Origin of the sequence: Paenibacillus sp. 11B (genome assembly GCF_030487755.1) — a bacterium.
GTDB classification, from domain to species: domain Bacteria; phylum Bacillota; class Bacilli; order Paenibacillales; family Paenibacillaceae; genus Paenibacillus; species Paenibacillus vandeheii.
Genome location: NZ_JAUKNS010000002.1, coordinates 200,183 through 223,205 on the forward strand (window position 1 = coordinate 200,183; position 23,023 = coordinate 223,205).

Consider the following 23,023-nt stretch of genomic DNA (forward strand, 5'->3'; position numbering starts at 1 on the left):
TTTATTTAATCGGAATCCAGATTTGCGGAGGGTGACCCGGACCTGGATATACTTCTAGTTCGGGTATGCCCGCATGCTCATATGGATTCGAAGGGAACCATTCGGAAATAATTTGTTTCCATAGGCTCTGCATGCTCTCGGGCATCGGTCCTTGCACTTCAAATACACTCCATTTGCAAGAAGGGATCGTGAATGAGGCTAGCCCTTCCGGCACTTTACCATCATAGGCTGTAGCAATCCAGTATTCCATTTGTTTCTCCTGGATTTCGCTCTGATCCACACAGATACCAAGTAATCCTTTGATCCCATCATTGTTCAATTCAAATAAACGATCTTCCATACCACTCGTATAGGCTTCTTGCCACATCTGCCCGATTCCTCGTAAATGTTCACCCTCTACATAGGAGAAAGTTTGCTTTATTCCAACTAACGTCATTCCGGGATGTTCAACAATTTTGTAATTCATGGGCTCTGCTCCTTTCAGAATGACTTGAATAACCAGACGATTATACGCTTTGACGGAGGTACTATTTTTACGTGCTTCACTAGGTGAAATTCCATGTAGTCTCCGAAAAGCTTTGGAAAAAGATTCAGGAGTGTCATAGCCATATTTGTACGCCAGATCAATGATTTTTTGATCGGTCAACAGAAGATCATTTGCTGCCAAAGTCAATCGTCTCCGCTTTATATATTCGCCGACAGTAACATCCGTTAACAACGCAAACGTACGTTGAAAATGAAAAGGAGAGATATGCGCTTGAGCCGATATCTGCTCGATAGTTATATTTTCCAATAAGTGATCTTCCATGTATTGAATAGCTTGTTGTAATGATTCGATCCAGTTCATACGGTTAATCACTCCTTAATTTCAATAATAGACGAAGGGGTATCCACGATCCTGTCAGGATGTGCTTTGTTTTGTCCGGTAAGGGTCTGTGGATGAGAAGAACTTCACTTTATTATAACTTTATGGAGATTCCTTTTGGAAACTATGGTGGAGATCTGAAATTCAGGACAAAAAACAAACAAAGAAAGCCGCTGTTTTAGCGACTTTCCATTGAAGTTGATAGATAAATTTAAACATTCTGATGAGTTCTGTACAATCGTGTTCTGAGCAATGGTAACTATCAACGTTGCCCCTGCACGAATTGCTAAATAGTTTTGAAGCTTCTTGGGTACAAACCTTACTTCACCGAAAGAAGGCTGTCCGAGATAAACTTCAGCTGGCCTTCCAGTGATACAGGGTCGTTGTATGTGTCGGATGTCGGATCAAGCTGGAACACATTACCTGCCTTGACTGCAGGTAGATTTTTCCACAGAGCATTATCGTAAACAATCTGCGGATCGCTTGTATCTCCCGACCACGGGCTGGTGAAGATGATGTCACCGGCATAATCCGTCAGCACTTCCATCGAAATGGAGGCCCAACCTGTACCACTGTCAATCGCCTCTGTCTGAGCTTTGGCTGGGGCTTTAAGGCCAAATTCACTATAGATGATCTCGCCGCCACGACCGAAATTATGGCCGAAAACATACAGTCCCTTGGTGTATGGATTCAAGATCGAGACTGTGCGGTCGCCTACGACCTCCTGCACCTTCGGCTTCAGCTCGTTAATCTGTGCTTCCCATTTCGTGATCCAGTCTTTCGCCGCATCTTCTCTATTCGTCAGCTTACCCAGTTCAAGCATGAGGTCTTTATAGTTGCGCTCACCATACTTGATCTGTACTACAGGTGCAATTTGTGACAACTGATCAATTCCCTCTGCACCTGTATAAACAATGATCAAGTCAGGCTTTAAGCTGACCAGTTGCTCGGCTGTTGGCTTCTCACCCAGATCTGTTGCACCTTCATTAGTCAGCTGATCCTTAATGTACTTGTTGTCCATCGCACCTGACAGCGCCCCGACTACCGGAGCGTCCAGAGCAACAAAGTATCCTGTCGAAAATGCAGTTAGATCAATAATTCGCTTGGGGTTTTTAGGAACTTGTACTTCTCCTGCATCCGATTGATACGCAATGGTTTCTCCTGATTCATCAGCTGACGCTGCATCAGTCGTTGTACCTGTCTCCCCAACTGCATTTGTGCTGGTCTCAGTCGCCTTATCCGTCGTTGCAGACTGGCTGCACGCACTCACTATGAGAAGGGCCATCAGTGCAAGCACAAGAAATATCGAATTAGTTCGTTTCAGCAAAATAACCCATCCTCTTCATTGATATTGATAATCGTTATCAACGATATCATGATACGGATGGTTTGACAAGATTATTTTACTAGGAACGCACCTCCTTTAACTATTGCTTTGCTTGCCTGTAATTACCACAATAACCGAGGTTCACTTCGTCAAGCTTCCCTTTATTTCATTCCAAATTGGATTATCTGCCTTACTGCGGGCAGGCAGCGCCCCTTTTTCAATCGCATCCCAATACTTCCAGTTCGGCTTCTCACTGCCTAATTCATAGTCCATCCCGTCCCACGTATCTTCACGAAATGCGTAGAAAGCCCAATGCCATCCATACTCATTAAAGATAGAAATCAGATCTGCCATGTAGCGATCTGCACATTGAACCATTCGGTTCGTTCCGAATTCCGAAGCGATAATACGGTTCGCAGGTACGTCATGATCTGATGCCCACTTGGCAACTGGCTCGACAAATTGTTTGAGAGCCTGGCGGTTAAACTCTTTTTCCGTCTGGTCATTCCCGACCTTTACATTCCCCGGATAAGAGTACGTAAATCCTTTTTTCTTGTTTTGGCTTGTCATTTCATAAGGCTCGTACATATGAAAAGCATACAGCACGTTAGGATCATCAATCGGCTTCAAATACGCAAAGGCCCAAGGCGTTGCATAGAGTCCTGAATCTACAATAATGGGGGTCGTCTGGTCGACCGTTCGGATTTCTTTTACGATTGTGTCATAGAGTGAATTCAGATCCGCTGCGGTATGTTCCACTTTGGTATACCACTCCAAATAATCCTGTGTCCAGAAGTCGTGGAAGCCCGTTGCCGTTTCCGGATGAGGCTCATTAATCAGGTTATAGCCGATGACGGCAGGATGATTTTTCAATCGTGTCGCAAGATCCTTCCAGAACTGAGCAGCTTGCTTGTGATATTCAACATCATTCCAGATCCGATCATCATTTTTGGCTCCATTGAACTGCCGCCAACGGTCTCCCGGCAAACTAAGCACTGTAACCACAACCTTCATCCCTTTAGCCTCGGCGGCATCCAGATCCGCTTTGAGTCGGGCAAAATCCGCTTCCACGATACCTTCGTACTTATCCGAGCTCCCGATCAAAAAATCTGCATTCATATGTTTATCCGGCTGATCGTTAAACAAAAAATCCCGATCTTTGCTCCACTTATCCGGCGCGAGCCGGACGAACGCTATGCCTTCATCCTTGGCCGCTTCATAGTTTTCCGGAAGAGACGTGGAATTCATAAAATTTGTCCCTTTCCGCTGTTCATTCCAATAGCTCATTTTCTCTGAAGGAACTGCTGCCTTCTCCTCCTGATGACTGTTCATCCCTGAAACCTCCAATGGTTTTGGAGAGGCTGTATTGGAACTGCAACCAGCCAATGCAAGCATAATGACAGCCGAGAGTAAAACATTTTTTCCGATTGGCCAACTCGATTTCGTTGATATTTTCTTCATAATCAATCACCTCGATAGCCATCTTACCCGTTGTCTGTTACGCCAATATGACAAAAAACGCTCTGTTAACCAATCGGTGTCCCATCGGGGAGTTCGATATCTGGTTTTAATAGAACAACATCACCTTTTTGGGGTATTCCTCCCAGAACCAATACTTCTGAATTGAAACCGGCGATTCGACGAGGCACGGATTTTGCCCAAAAATAGACAGCCATTCCAACCGCTATTACTTAAAACCAACATTAAGTCCATATACCGGATGAGGTACATAATGCTCTTCCAGACATGCAATTTCTTCAGAAGTTAACGTAATCGCCAGAGCTTCAGCAGCATTTTCGAGATGGGATATCTTCGTAGCGCCAATAATCGGAGCTGTAACCGGATCCTTGTGCAGCAACCAGGCAAGCGCGATTTGGACCCGGGGAACGCCGCGTTTTTCTGCGATATGTGCAACCTGCTCAACCACCAACTGATCGGTACTGGCTGTTGCATCGTATTTTGCTTTTTGCACCTGATCCGTCTCAGAACGTTTTGTCGTTTCCTCCCAATCTCTGGTCAGTCGACCAGAAGCAAGCGGACTATATGGAATCACACCAATTTTCTCTTCCTGACAAAGAGGCATCATTTCCCTTTCCTCTTCACGGTAGATCAGGTTATAGTGGTTTTGCATCGATACAAATCGGGTCCATCCATTTTTCTCAGCGACATATAAAGCCTTTTGGAATTGCCATGCGGACATGGCAGAAGCGCCAATATATCTTGCCTTCCCTGCTTTCACCACATCATGTAATGCTTCCATAGTCTCTTCGATCGGGGTATGGTTGTCCCAACGGTGAATTTGATACAGATCCACATAATCGGTTCCCAGTCTCTTGAGGCTCTTGTCGATCTCACTCATAATTGCTTTTCGAGAAAGTCCAGCGCCATTCGGACCATCATGCATGCGGGAAAACACTTTTGTCGCAAGGACAATTTCATCCCGATTTGCATAGTCCTTGAGAGCCCGCCCCAGGATCTCCTCACTTGTTCCACCTGCATATACATTTGCTGTATCAAAGAAATTAATGCCGATCTCCAAGGCTTTTTGAATAACGGGACGACTATCCTCCTCATCCAATACCCATTGATGAAATCCACGCCCTGGTTCACCAAAACCCATGCAGCCAAGACAAAGCCGAGATACATCCATACCTGTATTTCCTAATTTAACATATTCCATTAGTTAATCCTCTCCTCAGTCTTTTTGGTTGCTACAACGTCGTACCCATGAGTCAAGAATAACAAGAAAAGAGATACGTTTCTTTGCTATTAAGTTCATCTGATTTGTTTATTTAGCCCATTTGTCTCTATAGATAAACAAAAAAGCGCTTCACGACATTTTATCGCGAAGCGCTTTACACAAGAACGTTATATAACGATAACTATCTTTTCTAAAGGGTGAAGAGGTCCAGATGAGCTTATTTTATCTTTTCCTCACTGTGCTTGCATTGCAGCCTATACTCCGACGGTGGAAGCCCGAACTGAAGTTTGAATACTTTGGAAAAATGGGCAACGTTTTCGAAACCTGTTGAAAAACAGACATCCGTGACAGACAGAGACGTCTCTGCCAGCAGTTTTTTGGCTTTATCCAGTCTCTGATTACGAATATATTTCAGAGGAGAAGTATGGTATACAGCCTGAAAGTCCCTTTTGAAGGTAGACAGGCTTCTGCCGGACAAATAAGCCAGATCACTTATGGATATGGGATTGGTGATATTCTCCTCTATCATTTTGCCGAAGTTACTGTTTTTATCATGATTCTGCTGCAGGAGTTGCTGTAAGAAATGCTCATTGGCATTCGCCAGATGAAACAGGAGTTCCATGAATTTGATCCGTACCAGCCCGTCATTTACCTCTTCCGGTGTTTCAAAATAGGGTTTCAATGACGTTATATAAGAGCGAGTGAGCTCATTGACCGGAATAACGGATACTGGAATAAACTCATTTACGATCTCTGTCGGTTTGAAACCAGAGAACTGAACAAATTCCTCAAGCATATTTTCGTTCAGGAAAAACATCATGTAGTCCAGCATGAATTCAGAGCCGAGTTCTCCCGACTTTATGTAATCAATTCGAATGGATTTATGAAGAAAAACCATTTCATTACTGCGCACGGTGTATTCCTGATCCTTGAATCGAACCGTGTACACGCCAGATATGACGAACAGCAACATGTGTTCTTTCAGAAAATAGGAACCTGTTGTCCCTTGTGTGTGCAAACAAAATTTAATGACGGATAACCCGTTCTGCTTTAAACTTCCTTGCTTGTCTGGTGCACGTTCCAGCTCTTGTGGTGCCTTGATTACTTTTTTGCTTCTCACGGACATGAGCAGACCCGCCTTTTTAGCTTTTCATTATAGAATAACAGGAAACAGAGTCACGTTCGACACACTGTATATTGACCTTATAAATCGATTCTACAGCCTCACCTTTTAACATTTGAAATAATACGTGTCCGGCAAGGGAACCGGCATCTGTTTTGGGTTGTCGAAAAGTGGTAAGCGGTGGATTCAGGTATTCGGATAAATGTATGTTGTCAAAACCGATGATGGATAGATCTTCGGGTATGGAGACCTGATTTTCTTTAAATGCCTCCAAGCCTCCAATGGCCATTTCATCATTCGCAAAAAAGACCGCGGTTGGAAGTTCTCCTTCCATTAACATCTTGGCTGCGTTGTAGCCGCCTGTTTTTATAAATTGTCCACCTAATCTCCAATTCTTATTCTCTTCCATTCCTGCTTCATGCATAGCTCTCAAATAACCCTGATATCGCATTAAATTGCACTCCGAACTTAAAGGTCCGCTGATATACGCTATTGCACGGTGCCCTTTATCCAGCAGGAAACGGGTTGCCATATAACCACCCTGCTCATCATCCATCAGAACATTTACTATATGCTCACTGTGCAGTTCACGATCCATCACAACAATAGGAAACTCCGTGTCAGCAGCCTGCAGCAACAATTCATCTTCAATATTTTCAGCGATTATAATTACGCCGTCCAGCCTTCTCTCCCTGATGAAGCGTGCGGCTGTCGATCGCTCTCCACCTAAAGAACTGCATACGATCAGGTCATATCCCTGACTTATGGCGACGGATTCAATCGCACTGACCAATTCAGAAAAATAGGGGACGGACATATCATGAACAATAATACCGATGGTTTGTGTCTTTTTTCGCTTTAATTCGGATGCGGCTCCATGCTTGATATAATTAAGCTCATTTGCCGCTGCAAGTACTTTCTGTCTTGTGTGCTCACTTACATATTTCTTGCCGTTAAGTACACAGGATACGGTTGAACTTGCGACACCCGCTAACCTTGCTACATCTTTAATCGTTATCATTAAATACTCCCCAAGAAGACTGTTATTGGTTCACTGGTAAATGCATTTTATCTCATTCACCGCATTTTAACACGTCATCTTGGGAAATGCACAAAAAGATACAATCGATCAAAAATTTCAAGGATATATTATAGATCAGGTCCAAATACAAGATTTGCGGATTGTTTGGCTTGTTCAATAACCTCCATCACCTTCTCACTATGCTTAAGCATAGTGGTAACCTTCTCCAGATCTTGCTCACGGATTATACGCTCGAATTCAATCGCCTTCGATTACGTATTAAACGTGATTTACTCCTGTATTTTTCAAATCGACTACACCAAAAACATGCAAATGACTGCAAATTCGTTGGAGAATTTCCATTTGGAAGAGTGATCCGCATTCATGTAATACGCCTGCGTTGCATCATAATGCTTCTGGGAGATGGGAGATATCGCCCTCCCCTCACTTGTCCGCAACCGATTGGTTTATGCGACGGCCGAAAAGGCCAGTGTTGATTGAGAAGAATGCCAAATACACCCCTCAGAATTTCATCGGTATCCTGACGGTTTATCCAATGTCTATTCTAAGGGGTGCATTTCACTGATCTTAAAAAGGGTTTTAATTTGACGTTTTAGAGTACTTTTTCTAGGAAGCTGATCGTGCGCTCATTCTTCGGATTTCCGAATATCTCTTCGGGAGTCCCTTGTTCTACGATAAATCCACCGTCCATGAAGATAACCCGATCCGCAACTTCACGGGCAAACCCCATCTCATGGGTGACGATCATCATCGTCATGCCTTCGCTCGCAAGGTCTTTCATTACACCGAGTACTTCGCCTACCATTTCGGGGTCAAGCGCCGATGTTGGTTCGTCGAATAACATAACATCCGGGTTCATGGCAAGCGCTCGTGCGATAGCTACACGTTGTTTCTGTCCGCCTGATAGTTGATTTGGATAGCTGTCTGCTTTATCCGACAAACCAACACGATCAAGCAAACGAAGTGCGGTATCGCGGGCTTCTTTTTCATTTAAGATCCCCAGTTCTCTGGGTGCAAACATAATATTTTTAAGCACGCTGAAATGAGGAAACAGGTTAAAATGCTGAAATACCATGCCAATATTCTCCCGTGCTTTGTTAATGTTCGTTTTGGGATCATTCAGATCCCGATCATCCACAATAACCCGTCCAGCCGTAATCTCATCTAATTGGTTAATGCAACGCAAAAACGTACTTTTACCCGAACCTGAAGGTCCGATGACACAGACAACCTCACCCTCGAGGACGGACATATCAATTCCCTTTAGAACCTGATTCGAACCGAAACTTTTCTTTAATCCTTCAACCATAATTTTACCCACGACGAACCTTCACCTCCAGATAATCAGCGATTTTAGTCAATGTGATAATGACAATCAGGTACATGACCGCAACAGTCAACCAAATGTCAAAAGAGGCGAACGTTCTTGCGATGACAATTTTACCGGATTGCGTCAACTCCACAAGGCCAATGACGGATAAGATCGACGTATCTTTCAGTGTAATGACCATCTGATTAATAAATGAAGGGATCATAACCCGTATGGCTTGAGGAATTACGATCTTTATCATTGCTTTACGATAAGGAAGACCCAGTGAACGGGCGGCTTCCATCTGTCCACGGTCAATCGATTGAATCCCGCCACGAATAATTTCGGTTACATATGCCCCTGCGTTCAGACTTAGTGTAAGAATGGCGGCCAGAAACAGCGGCATCGTAAAGCCCATAGCCTGCGGAATTCCGAAATAGATAAAGAACGCGAGGACAATCAATGGTATCCCGCGGAAAATATCCACAAATACGGTTGCAACACCACGAAGGAATTTATTTTGCCCCACTTTCATAAAGCCAAATATCAAGCCGATGATAAAGGCAAAAAACAGAGATACAATCGTATATAAGAGTGTGTTTCCCAAACCTTTGAACAGCGAAGGAAGCGATTTCTGAATCAATTCCCAACGACTTTGGGTTGCCACTAGGGAATTTTCACCAAGGTACTTCTCTTTAATACGTTCATACTCACCGCTTACCTTAATATTCGTCAAACCCTCGTTAAACATCTTAAGTAGTTCCTGATTCTTACCCTTACTTACCGCAAATCCGTAGGAAGCCCCATCTTCTCTATCAGTAACGATTTTCAAACCGTTATTCTGATTTACCCCAAATCTTAAAACAGGTTCATCTTCAAAACATGCAACCGAATTACCGGTTTTCACATCATCATACATCTGCGAAGAATCATCAAACGGAACGATGGTAAAGCCATATTTAGAGGAAATGGATTCAGCAAAGCTGTACCCTTCTGTGCCCGTTTTCACAGCGACCTTTTTACCGCGAAGATCTTCGTAGCTTTTTACAGTATCATTATTGGCACTTATCCCCATCACTACGCCTGATTGATAATAAGGCTCTGAGAAATCAAACTTTTGTTTACGTTCATCCGTAATACTCATTCCCGCGATGACGCCATCTACCTGATTGGACTCAAGCGCTTGCACTGCTGCATTAAATCCCAGGGCTTTGATTTCATAGTTGAAATTCTGGTCTTTGGCGATGGCATCCAGCAAATCCATATCAATGCCTACATAATCCCCATTTTCATCTTGATATTCAAACGGTGCAAATGTAATGTCCGTGCCGATCACATACGTTTTTCCTGAATTGGAGTTTGCATTGGCATCCCCCGACCATCCGGATAACCCCGCTACTAGGAGCAGAATTAGTGATAGTACAAAAAATGAGACCTTGGTTTTTTTCATATGTCCTCCTCATCTCGGTGTTCTCCGAATTCTGATCATTTTCTTGTCGTTCATGTTACTCTCGTACATTTTCAGGTGTCTTCACACATTATATTGTTATTATTTGCAGGATATTAACAAATTAACAATCAATGCTTTCCCTTACATTCTTCACTTTCCTCCGCAACGTTATATTTTACATCCATTTAAAGATCCACGTTATATTTACCCTTCAGGACAGCTTTTAAAAACCTAAATTGAACTTAAATAAAAAAGTCGCCATATAGGCGACTCTATAACAGACGATATTATGATCTTCCCATGACAATTGCCAAAGGATTAATCTTTCTTTATTAGATTGAACACTTCGAATTATTCTTCAGCAAAAAATTTTGAAAGTGGATTTTCCACTTTTTTATCCAGTGTTACCTTGCCAGTCTTATCAAGTACATAGTACTGATAATAAGCATTCGTGAATCCAATGGATTCCTGCATTTTCATCATAAACGATTCAAGACTCCCACCGCTCAATTGATCTTCATTCCAGAAATAGTGCAGCATTAAGCGATTCTGATTATAAGGATGTTTGATTATATACGCTCCCGCTGCCGACGGTTGATTCATGGTCGTCTTCCATTGAAAGCCGATACGGGTGGCACGGTCCATGATGCTGGGTTTCAAAGCTTGTACAAAACCATTGGATTTGACATTACCAATTACAATCAGATTGCTGGTGGCCAGCTCCTTTTTCATTTTTTGCTTTAATACCGAACGGTCCCTAATCACGTCATACTTCACTCCGCTCAAATCCAGAAGAGTTGTCAATTGGTTAACCATAGCTTCCTGTTGTTTGCTCGCTGACTTGCTCACCTGATCACTCAGCACAATGGCTAATGGCTCACCTTGAAGGGTTTTATCCATCACGCGGCTCATGGTTTCAAAAGGCAAATTCGGAACCTGAGTTAAGGCTGATTCATACAGCAATTGAAATTGATCATGCAGATATGCAGCTTTTTCCTCCTTGGACAGTTGATATTCAGGCTTCAGCACAAAATTGGGCTCATACAAAGCCGTCTTCATTTCCTTTCTCACCTCTTCCCCCAGTACATCTTCTATAGTTTGGAGAAATCCGTCAATCGTAGCGTTTTGATACACATAGCGTTTAAAATACACTTTCATAAATGCATCAAATTTCTCTTCCCCGACAGAGCGGTACAATTGGTATATCGCTTGGCGGCCTTTATCGTAATAGACAGGACTTGCCAAATCTCCTACCTCGTCATTGGTTGAAGCAATGGCCTTATCCACCGTGGAATCGTCAAATTGGATGGATTTGAAACCACTCAGCTTATCCCCCTGCTTCTCAGCAAAATAAACTTTGGAAAAATCCGCAAAGCCTTCATCCAGGAAGGACTCCGTCTCCGAATCATTTCCGATTAACGCATGGAACCACTGATGTGCAATTTCGTGGACAAATACCGTGTCCTGTTCAGGAGCCGCGTTTATTCCGATTTGTCCCATTTGAATGGCCCTAGAATATTCGATAGCCACACCTTCCACATACGATTCAACAATGCGGAATTCAGGATAAGGGTATTTACCGTATTTGTCGCTGAAAAAATCAATGGCTTTGAATGCTTGGTCAATATATCCATCAACGATCTTTTTCTTACCTGGCTGGTTATCAAAATAATAATACTCTACGGTGAGGCCATTGCGGGTTACGCTGTCCACTTTGAAGTTTGGACTGGCAAAGAAAACAAACTCCCTTGTATTCTTTGCCACGGTGGATACCACTTTCCGTCCTTTCTCCACGTCATCTTGTGTTGTTAACGCACCGGGCATCATTACCTGATATTGATCGGGAACATTGAACTGAACTTCATAATCCGCGGACGTATAATAATCCGTTTCAAAGGTTTGACTATATGGTTTGCTATCCCATTCATGCTTGGCCTCGTTATACACTGACATTACAGGGAACCAGTGAGCCCCATTAATAATATCTTTGTAATACGACAAGCGCTGTGAGCCATAGGGAATCTTCAGATTGAAATGGACTTGAACCGAAACGGATTTTCCGGGCTGAAGAGGCTGCTCCAGTTTCACCGTCAAGGCTTGGTTTTTATTACTGAAATCAAGGGCTTGCCCGCCGGTCGCCACCTTCTCAATATCAATGCCTCCAAGAAAATCTTCCGGCTTCTTATCAGGATTATTTTTGCTGATTTCTTCATTTGAACGTGTAAACATGCTCGTCTGGGTTGATTTCGAAAGGTTGGCATCTGCGTAAGTATGAAGAACCAGCTGATTCAATGTATCTTTGCTTGTATTTCGGTAAGTAATGGATTCATTGCCCTGAATCGTCATCTTCTTCTCATCCAGCCGGGCTTGAATTCGGTATTGAATAGGCGCCTGAGCATTAACGTCGTCTGTGGCTTGTGAAATAGCAGATACAGGAGATGCTTGAGCAGCAGCACTACCTGTACTTATTAATGGGCATGCGGTCAGAATCAAAGCGAGTGCGGTGACTGCTGTTATTTTGACTCGATTGGATGTTAAGGAACGTGAATGATTGATATAAATCTCTCCCTCGAATGATTTTTGAAGCACAAATGCAAGTATAGGAGACCAACCTTACACTGATTTAATGTGTATCTTAAATTTCGTTTAAAAAAAGTGGCTATTTGTATTAAATGAGCATGATGAACGATTATCCAGGTTGGGAGAAGTCGGTTTTCGTTATGCTCCGTCCTTTTTTCAGTTACTCATAATGATTAATTTAACGCTATAATACCTGCGTTCCTGACATTCTCTGGCGTCGTACGGTCATCAAGATTAAAGATGCAGCTAATATCGTCAGGATGATTCCGAGCGTTTGGAAACCGATAAAACTGAAAGTATCTCCCATGACAATGCCAATCAACAATGACGACAAAATAGTACCCAGATATCTCGATGTATTAAAAATACCCGATGCGACACCAATCATTTCTCCGGGTGTGCTCTTAAACAATGCCGCCTGCATACCGACACTGTTCAACCCGTTACTTATACCAAATACAGCTAGGGGCATGATTACATTCACAACCGGCGAAGCTTTATCCAATACCACAATCATGATGGACCCGAGCGTCATTAACACGGCAGAAACGATCAAGGCGGGTCGTGTCCCTGATTTGTCAATCCACCGTCCTGCTAGAGGAGAGCTGATGAGTGAACATAAACCGAGGGTAAGCATGATTATTCCTGTATGAACTTCGTTGAGATGGCGAACCTGCTGCAAATAAGATGGTATGCCAAAAAACAGAGCGTAAAACAGAGTGTTAACCAGCATAAATTGTACATTTACCCATGTCATCTCGGGATGTTTGGCAAATACCCGCAGCGGAATAAAGGGGGACGCCGTTTTCCATTCATGCCGTATAAAAGTCGCTAATGCAATCAAACCGACTCCGCCTGCCATAAGGTGCCATGTTGAAAGATGTCCGGTTGATTTAACTGAAAGCAAGCTCATTAGCAGAGTTACCAAAGCGATTGTGAACAAAAGTATGCCTGGCGCATCAATCAACAGGAACCATTTCCTGATGGATATGTCACCATGGTTGGATATGAGTGCCCCATCTTTGGGAATCGTTTTCCAGGCGATTATAAAGCTTGCGATTACCAATGGAATATTCACAAGGAAAATGCTTGGCCAGTCCCACCAGTGAATCAATACACCACCAATAAAAGGGCCTACCGCTGCTGCACCAGACAGAAACATTGCGAGGACTGACAAGGCGGCAGCCTGTTTCTCAGTAACATGGATTTTTACAATCGCCATCCCAACGGCTACCATCATGCTTGTGCCAACAGATTGAATGATGCGGATTACGATGAGCCACGAAAAGTTTGGAGATAACGGAGCTAACATGGAGGAAACGAAGACAACAACAAGACCAGTAAGGAATATCTTTCTGCGGCCGAACAGATCACTGCACTTGCCCATGACAGGTTGAGCCACAGCACTGGCAATGTAAAAGGAAAAAATGATCCACGAAACTGCCGTAACATCAAGTAGATATACTTGTTGAAGTCTTGCAATCGCTATAGATATCATGGAGGAATTTAACGGATTCAGCATGATTCCCAAGCCGACAGCTATCATTAACCATATATTTCGAGTGTTCATTATGTGTGCACCTCCTTCTTCTGTTGTCATCTTAATGGAATTCCTTTATTTATTCCAACGCATTTTATGTTATGATTTGATGAACTAAAAAGAATAAGAGAGTGGTGCGAAATGGAGCTTCTTCAACTACGCTATTTTTTGACGTTAGCCCGGTGTGAACATGTTACGGAGGCAGCGGGTAAGTTGCATGTCACTCAATCTTCATTGAGTAAAACGATACAACGATTGGAGGATGACTTGGGAGCACCATTATTTGATCGATTGGGCAGAAAGCTGCGTTTAAACGAATTTGGAAGAACATTCCTTCGAAGGACCGAAAAAGCCCTATTCGAATTAGAACAGGGAAAACAGGAAATAGCGGATCTCTCCAACCCGGATCACGGCAAACTTCAGTTGGCGGTCACTACAGCAAGCACATTACCAGGGATCTTGCGGGAATTCCGCAAAAATAAGCCAAATGTACAGTTTCATGTACAAATGGTTACTTTGGAAGACATGTCCACACTTCTTCATCGAGGCGAAATTGATTTTTGCCTGTCCTCCCCTCCAATCCAAGGTGATGACATCGAATGTCAGATGCTGTTCTTGGACCCTATTGTCGTAGCTGTGCCTCTGGGTCATCGATATGCGGATCGAAGCAGCATAACATTAGCAGAGCTTAAGGATGAGTGGTTTGTGGGGGTGAAAAAAGGATATGGTATTCGTGATCTGGTGGACTCCAAATGCCTGGCGGCCGGGTATGTACCGAAGTATGTTTACGAAGGAGATGAACCTGCAAGATTAACTGCACTTGTGGAAGCCGAGATTGGGCTTGCCTTTATACCAGGTACAGCAAGAAATCCACAGGAACGCATTGTATATCTTCCAATCGAAGATCAGAACCTTGTGCGGGAAATTGCTTTATTGTCGCTTAAAAACAGATATATCTCGAAAGCAGCTGTCGCGTTTCGCAGCGTTGTTATAGATTATTTTGGTGCAATGTCCCAACCAATTCATGATTGACCATTGCAAAGACCCCGCTCATCATTGAATGTCTGAGCGAGGTCTTTTTTGATGTAGTATCCGCGATGCCTATTTCCGCCAAAAGGTTGAACAGTCTGCCTTTTCCGTAATATTGAATTCAATCATTTTCCCCAGCAATGAGAAATCAACCGGGCCATCCCACCGGATACGCACTAATTCTTTGGTATGATCATAGCCAGCCTTTACAATTTCGTCGGAAAAATGATTAATGCCAGCCTTTTCAGGCGCCACAGCCAAATGATGCTTCGATACACTAAAACCGATAATAAATGTGCCATGATCGGTAAACATGGGCTGATTCCACGCTATCTTTGGCACTAAATTTGGGTACTCCTTGGTAATCCATTCTAGAATTTCTTCCGTTCGATCCCGATGTCCAAGGTTATCAATACGTGCTAAATATTCTGCAAAAACTTCCATCATATCTTCTCCTAACCCAGATTTATTTCGCATACTTCATCTCATATTATCATGAAAATGATTTTGAAAAACCCTTTGTCCTACATTCACCAAAGGGTTGAAGTACATTAATCATTTAAACCTTTTCCGTCCAGAATTTGCTGCGTATATTTCTCAACCCTTGATACCCGGGTTTTGGATTGCTTGGGTTGGGAAAAATAAAATAAGTAGGCTCGTTGACGTCCAGGCGTCAATGCTTCAAAAGCCTCTTTCAGAGCAGGACTTTCATCCAATTGATGTTGAAACTCTTCTGGAACATCATAATCTGTATGCTGTTTAAGAGTTACTTTCAAGCCGGCCTTTTCAACCTCAATGGCTTCATGAATATACTCTTTCAAGATGTTTTCCATTTCAACGATCTGTTGAATATTGGTGAACCGAATTTGCCGGGCGGACTGTACATTCTCTGTTTGTTGGACTAGGATGCCCTGCTTGTCCTTTAATAAGGCACCTTTGTGAAACAGCAGCGCACAATATTCTTTAAAGCCATGAATGATCACGACGTTTTTATTCTCCAATGTGTAACAGGGATGCATCCACTTAAAGTCTTCGGTCAGATCGCAGTCAAGGATAATCTCTCTTAACTTTACCGATTCTTCCTTCCACTTCTTTGCTTTGTTTAAATATCCATCAACTTTGGGGTTTGTTTTATTCGTTGTCATCAGGGACCATCCTTCATCATTCTAATCATATGGCGACAAACACATCCAGCGAATGGTTATTCTCGTTCGTAACCTGCTCTCTACATATGATTGCCAAGAAAAAGCCGTTCATTTCATTCAACACCATGTAGCGTCGCTTAAATATTATGACACCATTCGCTGTCTGGTCAAGACTAGCTGTGATTCAGCTTTTATACAAAGTGTCCTTTTCCCACCGTATGCCGCCAAGCCCTAATCTCTCGGCTTTTGCATATTGCAAAATTGCCGTCGCTGCACGAATTCGCAGGTCTTCTTCTTCGCTCTGCAATGCCTTTTTCAGAACATGGAGTGCTTCTTGAATTGTGTCTTCACCTACCCTAACTGAAGAATGATTTTCTTCTCCAGTCGTTGCGGAGGGGATTGAAATCCAGGGGTCCAGTTGCGCCTGAGTAATTGCATGTTCGAATTTCGCAATGATTGAATCATGATTAACTAGTGCCAATACTTTATCATTTAACTCTGATAAGGGAAGACGACCTAGCCAGGTAACTCCTCGTCGGTGGCATATGTATTCCTCTCCGGTACCATTGGAATCATCGTAAAAATAATCGCCCAAATCTCCAACGTATGCCCATTCATCATCGTTTACCAAGACGTAGTCTCCATCCTGCATGATATATACAAAAGTATGGAGAGTTTCCAGGACATCACTAAGTTCCGTCTCTCCTATCCCATAGTGTTGAACCAGTTGCTCTTTCCATTCTTCTGCAGGCTTATGCTCCAAATCTCCTGTTGCAGGCCAACCAATGCCGATAAAGTTATTCTCCAGAAACGAAGCATTCCAGTCGATCTCTTGCAGTATGGATTGTATATGAAACAGATTCATGGGGTTCCTCCCTATTGTGATTTCAGGATGTATGCCTAAGTATATACTCCAGACATTCGTCTCTGCATTAAAATAAATCGCTGATTGAGCTTACTATGTACACTGATACTCCCCTGACCGTACAACCTTCCGATCGATATTTATAGCTAGTACAATCCATCATCTGTTGCTCCTCAACATTTTCGACACTTGACTATCTACTACGTGATGTAGTAAATTAATCGTACTACGTAGTGTAGTAATACCCATTCGTTATGGACGCATAGCGATGTAAGGAGTGTTCACCGTGAACCAACTTCAAAAATTATCAGATACTGAAATGGAGCTGATGGAAGTCATCTGGGAGTGTGAGCCACCAGTCACCTCCACCGAACTATTGCACATGTTTTCCCAAAGAGGTAAAGCATGGAAAGCACAAACAATCTCCACGTTTCTTTCTCGGCTGGTAGACAAAGGGGCGCTAACCGCTACAAGGCATGGACGTACCAATAAGTATGTCCCCCGTATTTCCCCCGAAGATTACAAGCTGTTGGAGACACAACAAGTCCTGGATGGATTATATCAAGGCTCGGTAAAAAATTTGATTTCAGCTTTGTATGATGGCGACAAGCTCTCTGACCAAGACATTGCAGAGCTGAGACAATGGTTTTCGGAAAAGTAGGTGTAGTCTATGAATACCCTTCTTATATTACTGTCTACTCTAACTGTTGCCGGAAGTGTCATCGTTGCTTTCATTTTGTCATTACGCCTTGTTCCCTTTCAAGTCTTCCCTGCAAAATGGCGTTTTGGAATTGGGAAAATGGCTTTAGGTCTATATCTATTGCCCGTCTTTCTTGTATTTAACTGGATTTTTTCATTATTCACTTCTAGTACTACAGTAAACGAGTTACCCTTAAATGTTGATCATGTATTGCCTGGAGCATTGAATCCGGCTCCTGACATTCAGGTACAGACCATTTCGGTAAACGTTGCTCTCGCTTTTATATGCTTATGGGTAATCGGAGCCATAGCTTTTATAGCATGGCAAATCTATTGTTATCGCAGGTTTCTCAAGAAATTAAAAATTACGCGAACCACTGTTCCGAAAAACAGTGAAGTGGCTATGCTGCTCCCGGTAATCAAGGGAAATCTGGGTCTCAAGAGCGAGGTTCGGCTTGCTTACAGCTCCTTGATTCGTACTCCTTTTCTGATTGGGTTGAGAAAACCTACTATTTATCTGCCATTGAAGAATTCTGCAAATGTGGATATCGGTATGGTGTTCCATCATGAACTGATCCACCTGAAAAGGAAAGACATATGGGTCAAGGCACTCATATTAATAGCTCGTGCATTGCATTGGTTCAATCCATTGGTTCACATGCTTTCCAAAGATATTCACACATGGAGTGAACTGTCCTGCGACGAAGAAGTTGTGAAGGGAATGTCCTATGCGGATCGTAAACGCTATGGTGAAACGATTCTTAACGTAGTGGCCGGATCAAGGAGTTTACCTTTACAATTCTGCTCCTCTTTATCCGGGGATGGGAAACAACTAAAAAGGAGATTAACTATGATGCTTAACGTAAAGAATGTGAATAAGAAAACCTTTGTTATAGCAATATCAACACTATTTCTAGTAACTGCAATTACTACGGTGTCAACGGCTTGGGCTTCCAGCAACACTCCCAGGGTGGTTGCGAGTGAGGAAGCTTCCCAGGTAACACGTTCAACGGAACAGGCGGTTGTCCGCGAAGAAACTCCTGTAGTAACACGTTCATCGGAGCGGGCGGTTGTCCGCGAAGAAACTCCTGTGGTAGCACGTCCATCGGAACGGGCGTTTGTCCGCGAAGAAACTCCTGTGGTAACACGTCCATCGGAACGGGCGGTTGTCCGCGAAGAAACTCCTGTGGTAGTACGTCCATCGGAACAGGCGGTTGTCCGCGAAGAAGCTTCTGTTGTAGCACGTCCATCGGAGCGAACAGTGGTCCGTGAGGAACCTTCTGTAGTTCGTAGTCCAGCGACAGAAGCTTCTAATAGTCATTAAAATCATTTTTCACCGAATTGCAAAATAACTAAGCATTATATACAAAATTGAAGCAGCCTTCGTTCAACAATTGAACGAAGGCTGCTTCATTATTTTAAAAAGAGAAATAGTGATTGAAACGAATAAATTCCCTTCTCAAACAGTAACCGTTATGGTGGATAGCCTTAACACGACCGCATCGTGGAGACGTCTGTCTTATTACTGTGCTTTATACACACGTACATAATCCACTTGCATCGTTGCTGGGATATCGGACGCGTTTGGCGTACGCCCACCGTCGAAGTTCCCGCCGATTGCCAAGTTCATAATAAGGTAGAACGGCTCATCGAAAGGTGCGTTCGGATTATTCGGTGCAGCTGCGGAATACCACTGCTGGTTGGTGACTTTATAGAAAAACTTGCCGTCGACATACCATTTAATGCTGTCCTCTTCCCAGACCACCGAGTATACATGATAATCATTGGCAAAAGTTTGCCCATCTGGGAAGTGGTAATCACCACCCGAAGACTGGTTCACAGGCCATTGTCCGCCAAAGTGTATGGTGCCGCTTACAGATCCTGGCAAACGTCCTCTCGCTTCCATGACATCGATTTCACCCGATGCTGCCCATGTGCCATATACAGAATCTTTAGGAAGCATCCATAGTGCCGGCCAAACTCCATCGCCCGTAGGCAGCTTGGCACGAAAATCTACTCTGCCGTACTTCAAGGAGAGTTTATCCTTGGTGTTAATCTTACCAGAGGAGTACTGTGCATACCGATTCGGATCCTGCGGGAAAGATTTGCTGTCGTTCATGGCTTTGATATTCAGCTTTCCGTCCTGTACAAATACATTTTGGGTGCTGTTCGTGTAATGCTGCAGTTCTGCGTTGCCCCAACCCCAGGTAGCAGGATCGTTATTGAGATAATAGCCTGTTTCATAGTTCCATTTACTTGTATCAAGCGTAGTTCCGGTGAATTCATCCTGCCAGATGAGATTCATACCCGAGATAGCCGGGTCGGTTGGAGTCCCGATGGAGATATCCTCTTGATCCGATACATCCGGGCGAGGAGCATTTGGATTACCGATGAAGGTATAGTTTACGAAGTTGTTGCCGATATTTCCACCCGCCTGTCCGTTCAACGGATAGCCGATACGGATTTGCATATTTTCCTGGATTGGCTGGAACCAAAGGCCATAGATATAATCAGCCCAGTATCCCCACTGATTGGCATCAGACATATTGTTGTAGCCATTACCGGAGTATGCAAATTTGCTCTGACTGGAGTTACTCAAATCCACCCATTGACCATTAATGTTAATCTGGTATACGAAATTGCCCAGTTCCTTGGCGATTGCCGCACCCCCGTCAATTTTAGGAAGCGGTAACCCAATGGAACCATTTGCATCTGCTGTAAAAGTTGTTCCTTCGTATGGCGTAATGACATATGAATTTCTTGTCGGTTCATTAAAGGTAATTGTATAAATGAGGTTAGCGGAAGAAGTCTTTGATTCCAATTTGACATTGATCGACTCCGTTACGGTAAACCAGTATCCGCCCCCACCATCGGTGAATTGGCCGAAGTTGTGATCATAGATCCAGCCACTGGCTGCGTTATTGTCAATATCAATCCATGTGCTGCTGTTTACAGGTTTTACATACACCTTCAGGTCATCAGCTACGGCTTCATAGGTTACCGCAGAATCATTATTGAACGTTGGATATGTAAAGCCTGCACCGCCTGTGAAACTTGCTGTAATCTGCGGCCCTTGTGTTGGGCTCATAGCCGTAATCGTTGTTTTGTTAATGTTTTGGAATACAAGCTGATATTCTAGCTTAACACCATTGTTGGCTTTGGAGTACAGTTGAATTTCGGTTGTTGCGGAAAGCGTGAACCAATAACCATTGAAGCCGCCATCGCTCCAGTGCCCCCAGTTTTGGTTATAGATATAACCGCCTGCCTGGTCAATATCAACCCAGTTGTTACCCACTTTCACATTGACACCCACGTCACTGTATACATCGTTCCACGTAGCGGAGCCTCCATTGAACTTAGGCATAACAAATCCGTAGCTGGCTTTGCCAACCCCAGATTTTGAAATAACAGGTCCATCTGCTGGTGAGAAGTACTCCATTGAAGTAACTGTGGTTCCAGCTGCTTGAACTTTCGAAGTTGGCAAAATGCCAACACTAGCCAGCATCACAACCACTAAGAACAAACCAAAAACCTTCTTCATCAACCGTTTCTCCGCAAAGTGAGATGGTTTCATAATTGCCCTCCTTTGATAGAATCATAGTTTCTCCCAATCTATGCGTATAAAGGAAATCGCTTACATGGGGGAATATCTTTATTCTATCGAATAGGATAATCTGCTGAAAAGGTACATTTATTTTTGTTGTATCCCATTTTTTTGGGTTTTGATGCATATGCATACTCACCCCATGGTATTTCCCAAGTAAGCATGCTACCTCAGGGTGTTGAGCTGTGGTACTGCACTTCACGTTCTGCCTTTTGCCTCATCATTTGTCGGTACTCTGAGGGTTGGATCTGCATCACGAGGCGAAAAGCCCGTGTAAAGCTTTTGTAGCTTTCGTAGCCTACCATAGAAGCTACCTCAACAATTTTATAATCGGTTTCGGCTAGGAGCCGCCGCGCTTTATCCAGACGCACATCTCGCAAGTATTCGGCAAAGCCTTTGCCAACATTCTTCTTGAACAGATTTGAGAAATAGGCATAATTAAGTGAAACATGATTGGATACCATTGCGAGGTCCAGCGGCTTATGGTAGCTCTCATGTATAAAACGTATGGCTTCATTTAAGTCCTGCGAATTGCGATAGCTGCATTTATATTCAAAATAAAACTGATTTAACCGAAGCAGCTGCTGCTGCAGTGCTTGAATATAATCGCGCATCCCCGGATAATCAAAGAGATTACGCAAAGACTCAAGATCCAGCGCCTCCTCCCCCATATAGGGGCGAATAACACGCTCATATTCTTCCATCATCTGCACGGTAGCGCCACAGAGCTGCTGCGTATAGCGAATATGATAGCGCTGCAGCACATTTTTGTGAAATATTATGGAAATGCCCTGAGCGATTTTACCACTGTTGTCGGTCCCAACGGATTGGAACAGATCGTAGAGCTCCTCATAGGGAAGTTGCCACTGCTGCTCCATATGCTCAATATGTGCTGGCAGGATGCTGTACTGATCTGGAAACAGGTAACTATGGCGGTATAGCTCAAGCACTTGTGTATAGCTGCCAGGCAGCACCTTTAATCCCTGCTGAGGGTCAGTCATAACGGTTACGGCATTGATCATTCCTTCCTTAAGCGCCGCTGACAAAGCATCCGGGTCTATGGCTGCATCCACTGCGAGGATCAGATAAGGGCTGTGTTGCAGACAAATACAACCTTGTCTACCGAACACACCATAGGCAATAGCTTCCATGCTATGGACGTTGCTCGCTCCGGGCTGATTAATCCAACATTTCTCCCGCAGCAGGCATAGACGATAATGGGACCATAAGGAAGGATATTGTTCCTGGATTTGCAGAATCCAAGTCTCCTCGTTTAATGCTCCCTGCATAAACATTCGTAACTCTTTACGATCTGTCTCTCGGGCGAGACGGGATACATGCTGCATGTTATGCCTAAGTACCAGCCGTGTTTGGAGTTCTTGCCATATATGCTCTAACGAAGTTTGCAGATCCTCCCGTTTCAAGGGTTTTAGCAAGTAACCCTTTGCCCCCAGTTCAATAGCTTTTTGGGCATATGTAAAATCACTATAACCGCTAATAATGAGGTATTCCACCTCAATGCGCTCCTCTTTGGTTTGTGCCATAAGGGCAAGTCCATCCATATCCGGCATCCTAATATCGGTAATAACGATGTGGATGCTGTGCTGGCGCAAAAGGTTTAGCGCCTCAATCCCGCTCGCGGCACAGTAAATGTTGTTCAGTTCCAGAGGAAATTGAAGCAGCATCGCCTGCAGACCATCACGTATATGCTTTTGATCATCCACAATCAGAATATTCATCATTT

The 23,023-nt window shown here is 43.6% G+C and carries 18 protein-coding genes and 2 pseudogenes; 3 read left to right on the top strand and 17 right to left on the bottom strand.

Translation table 11 applies throughout. The annotated features are described in order from the left end of the window. Nucleotide 1: 1 nt before the first annotated feature. The 12 genes and pseudogenes from Q0V21_RS09435 to Q0V21_RS09485 all read right to left on the bottom strand — a co-directional run bounded on the left by Q0V21_RS09435 (nucleotide 2) and on the right by Q0V21_RS09485 (nucleotide 13,967). Entirely contained in the window at nucleotides 2–847 is an 846-nt protein-coding gene (locus Q0V21_RS09435; RefSeq protein ID WP_079344558.1) for an AraC family transcriptional regulator, read from the bottom strand. Between the two features lie 337 nt (nucleotides 848–1,184). After that, nucleotides 1,185–2,192 (bottom strand): ABC transporter substrate-binding protein, encoded by a 1,008-nt coding sequence (locus Q0V21_RS09440; RefSeq protein ID WP_079344557.1) that lies wholly within the window; start codon nucleotides 2,190–2,192, stop codon nucleotides 1,185–1,187. A 141-nt stretch (nucleotides 2,193–2,333) separates the two neighbouring features. Then, entirely contained in the window at nucleotides 2,334–3,524 is a 1,191-nt protein-coding gene (locus Q0V21_RS09445) for a glycoside hydrolase family 5 protein (protein WP_301878591.1), read from the bottom strand. Between the two features lie 194 nt (nucleotides 3,525–3,718). Continuing rightward, nucleotides 3,719–3,838: pseudogene (locus Q0V21_RS09450) on the bottom strand (tRNA-binding protein); the annotation flags it as partial. Between the two features lie 41 nt (nucleotides 3,839–3,879). After that, nucleotides 3,880–4,872, bottom strand: a complete 993-nt coding sequence (locus Q0V21_RS09455; protein ID WP_301878592.1) for an aldo/keto reductase — start codon at nucleotides 4,870–4,872, stop codon at nucleotides 3,880–3,882. Between the two features lie 238 nt (nucleotides 4,873–5,110). Then, the gene (locus Q0V21_RS09460; RefSeq protein ID WP_079344554.1) at nucleotides 5,111–6,019 is read right to left on the bottom strand and encodes an AraC family transcriptional regulator; all 909 of its coding nucleotides are present in this window, start codon (nucleotides 6,017–6,019) and stop codon (nucleotides 5,111–5,113) included. 16 nt (nucleotides 6,020–6,035) lie between these two features. After that, nucleotides 6,036–7,037: a LacI family DNA-binding transcriptional regulator gene (locus tag Q0V21_RS09465; protein WP_301878593.1), complete on the bottom strand. Its 1,002-nt coding sequence runs from the start codon at nucleotides 7,035–7,037 to the stop codon at nucleotides 6,036–6,038. A 128-nt stretch (nucleotides 7,038–7,165) separates the two neighbouring features. Further along, nucleotides 7,166–7,300, bottom strand: a pseudogene (locus Q0V21_RS32990) (gfo/Idh/MocA family oxidoreductase); the annotation flags it as partial. A 350-nt stretch (nucleotides 7,301–7,650) separates the two neighbouring features. Beyond that, nucleotides 7,651–8,367: an amino acid ABC transporter ATP-binding protein gene (locus tag Q0V21_RS09470; RefSeq protein WP_373456367.1), complete on the bottom strand. Its 717-nt coding sequence runs from the start codon at nucleotides 8,365–8,367 to the stop codon at nucleotides 7,651–7,653. A gap of 4 nt (nucleotides 8,368–8,371) precedes the next feature. Then, nucleotides 8,372–9,817, bottom strand: coding sequence for an amino acid ABC transporter substrate-binding protein/permease (locus Q0V21_RS09475; protein WP_301878594.1), 1,446 nt, complete (start codon nucleotides 9,815–9,817; stop codon nucleotides 8,372–8,374). A 351-nt stretch (nucleotides 9,818–10,168) separates the two neighbouring features. Then, nucleotides 10,169–12,373 carry a M1 family metallopeptidase gene (locus Q0V21_RS09480; RefSeq protein WP_483312373.1) on the bottom strand — a complete coding sequence of 735 codons (2,205 nt, stop codon included), beginning with the start codon at nucleotides 12,371–12,373 and terminating at the stop codon, nucleotides 10,169–10,171. Nucleotides 12,374–12,581: 208 nt separating this feature from the next. After that, entirely contained in the window at nucleotides 12,582–13,967 is a 1,386-nt protein-coding gene (locus Q0V21_RS09485) for an MFS transporter (protein ID WP_301878596.1), read from the bottom strand. 111 nt (nucleotides 13,968–14,078) lie between these two features. Between Q0V21_RS09485 and Q0V21_RS09490 the strand changes: the two genes are divergently transcribed. Then, complete coding sequence (locus tag Q0V21_RS09490; RefSeq protein ID WP_079344550.1) at nucleotides 14,079–14,969, top strand: LysR family transcriptional regulator; 891 nt, start codon at nucleotides 14,079–14,081, stop codon at nucleotides 14,967–14,969. A 69-nt stretch (nucleotides 14,970–15,038) separates the two neighbouring features. Here Q0V21_RS09490 and Q0V21_RS09495 read toward each other — a convergent pair whose 3' ends face one another. The 3 genes from Q0V21_RS09495 to Q0V21_RS09505 all read right to left on the bottom strand — a co-directional run bounded on the left by Q0V21_RS09495 (nucleotide 15,039) and on the right by Q0V21_RS09505 (nucleotide 16,976). Then, the gene (locus Q0V21_RS09495) at nucleotides 15,039–15,410 is read right to left on the bottom strand and encodes an iron chaperone (RefSeq protein ID WP_079344549.1); all 372 of its coding nucleotides are present in this window, start codon (nucleotides 15,408–15,410) and stop codon (nucleotides 15,039–15,041) included. Between the two features lie 107 nt (nucleotides 15,411–15,517). Continuing rightward, on the bottom strand, nucleotides 15,518–16,111 hold the full coding sequence (locus Q0V21_RS09500; RefSeq protein ID WP_301878598.1) for a YdeI/OmpD-associated family protein: 594 nt from the start codon (nucleotides 16,109–16,111) through the stop codon (nucleotides 15,518–15,520). 184 nt (nucleotides 16,112–16,295) lie between these two features. Beyond that, nucleotides 16,296–16,976 (bottom strand): hypothetical protein, encoded by a 681-nt coding sequence (locus Q0V21_RS09505; RefSeq protein ID WP_301878599.1) that lies wholly within the window; start codon nucleotides 16,974–16,976, stop codon nucleotides 16,296–16,298. Between the two features lie 286 nt (nucleotides 16,977–17,262). On the opposite strand from Q0V21_RS09505, the gene Q0V21_RS09510 reads away from it, so the two are divergent. Then, on the top strand, nucleotides 17,263–17,637 hold the full coding sequence (locus Q0V21_RS09510; RefSeq protein WP_079344546.1) for a BlaI/MecI/CopY family transcriptional regulator: 375 nt from the start codon (nucleotides 17,263–17,265) through the stop codon (nucleotides 17,635–17,637). A gap of 9 nt (nucleotides 17,638–17,646) precedes the next feature. After that, nucleotides 17,647–18,999, top strand: a complete 1,353-nt coding sequence (locus tag Q0V21_RS09515) for a M56 family metallopeptidase (protein ID WP_301878602.1) — start codon at nucleotides 17,647–17,649, stop codon at nucleotides 18,997–18,999. Between the two features lie 198 nt (nucleotides 19,000–19,197). On the opposite strand, the gene Q0V21_RS09520 is transcribed toward Q0V21_RS09515, so the two are convergent. Beyond that, nucleotides 19,198–21,249 (bottom strand): glycoside hydrolase family 16 protein, encoded by a 2,052-nt coding sequence (locus Q0V21_RS09520; RefSeq protein ID WP_301878604.1) that lies wholly within the window; start codon nucleotides 21,247–21,249, stop codon nucleotides 19,198–19,200. 200 nt (nucleotides 21,250–21,449) lie between these two features. Next, nucleotides 21,450–23,021: a response regulator gene (locus tag Q0V21_RS09525; protein WP_079344544.1), complete on the bottom strand. Its 1,572-nt coding sequence runs from the start codon at nucleotides 23,019–23,021 to the stop codon at nucleotides 21,450–21,452. Between the last annotated feature and the right edge of the window lie 2 nt (nucleotides 23,022–23,023).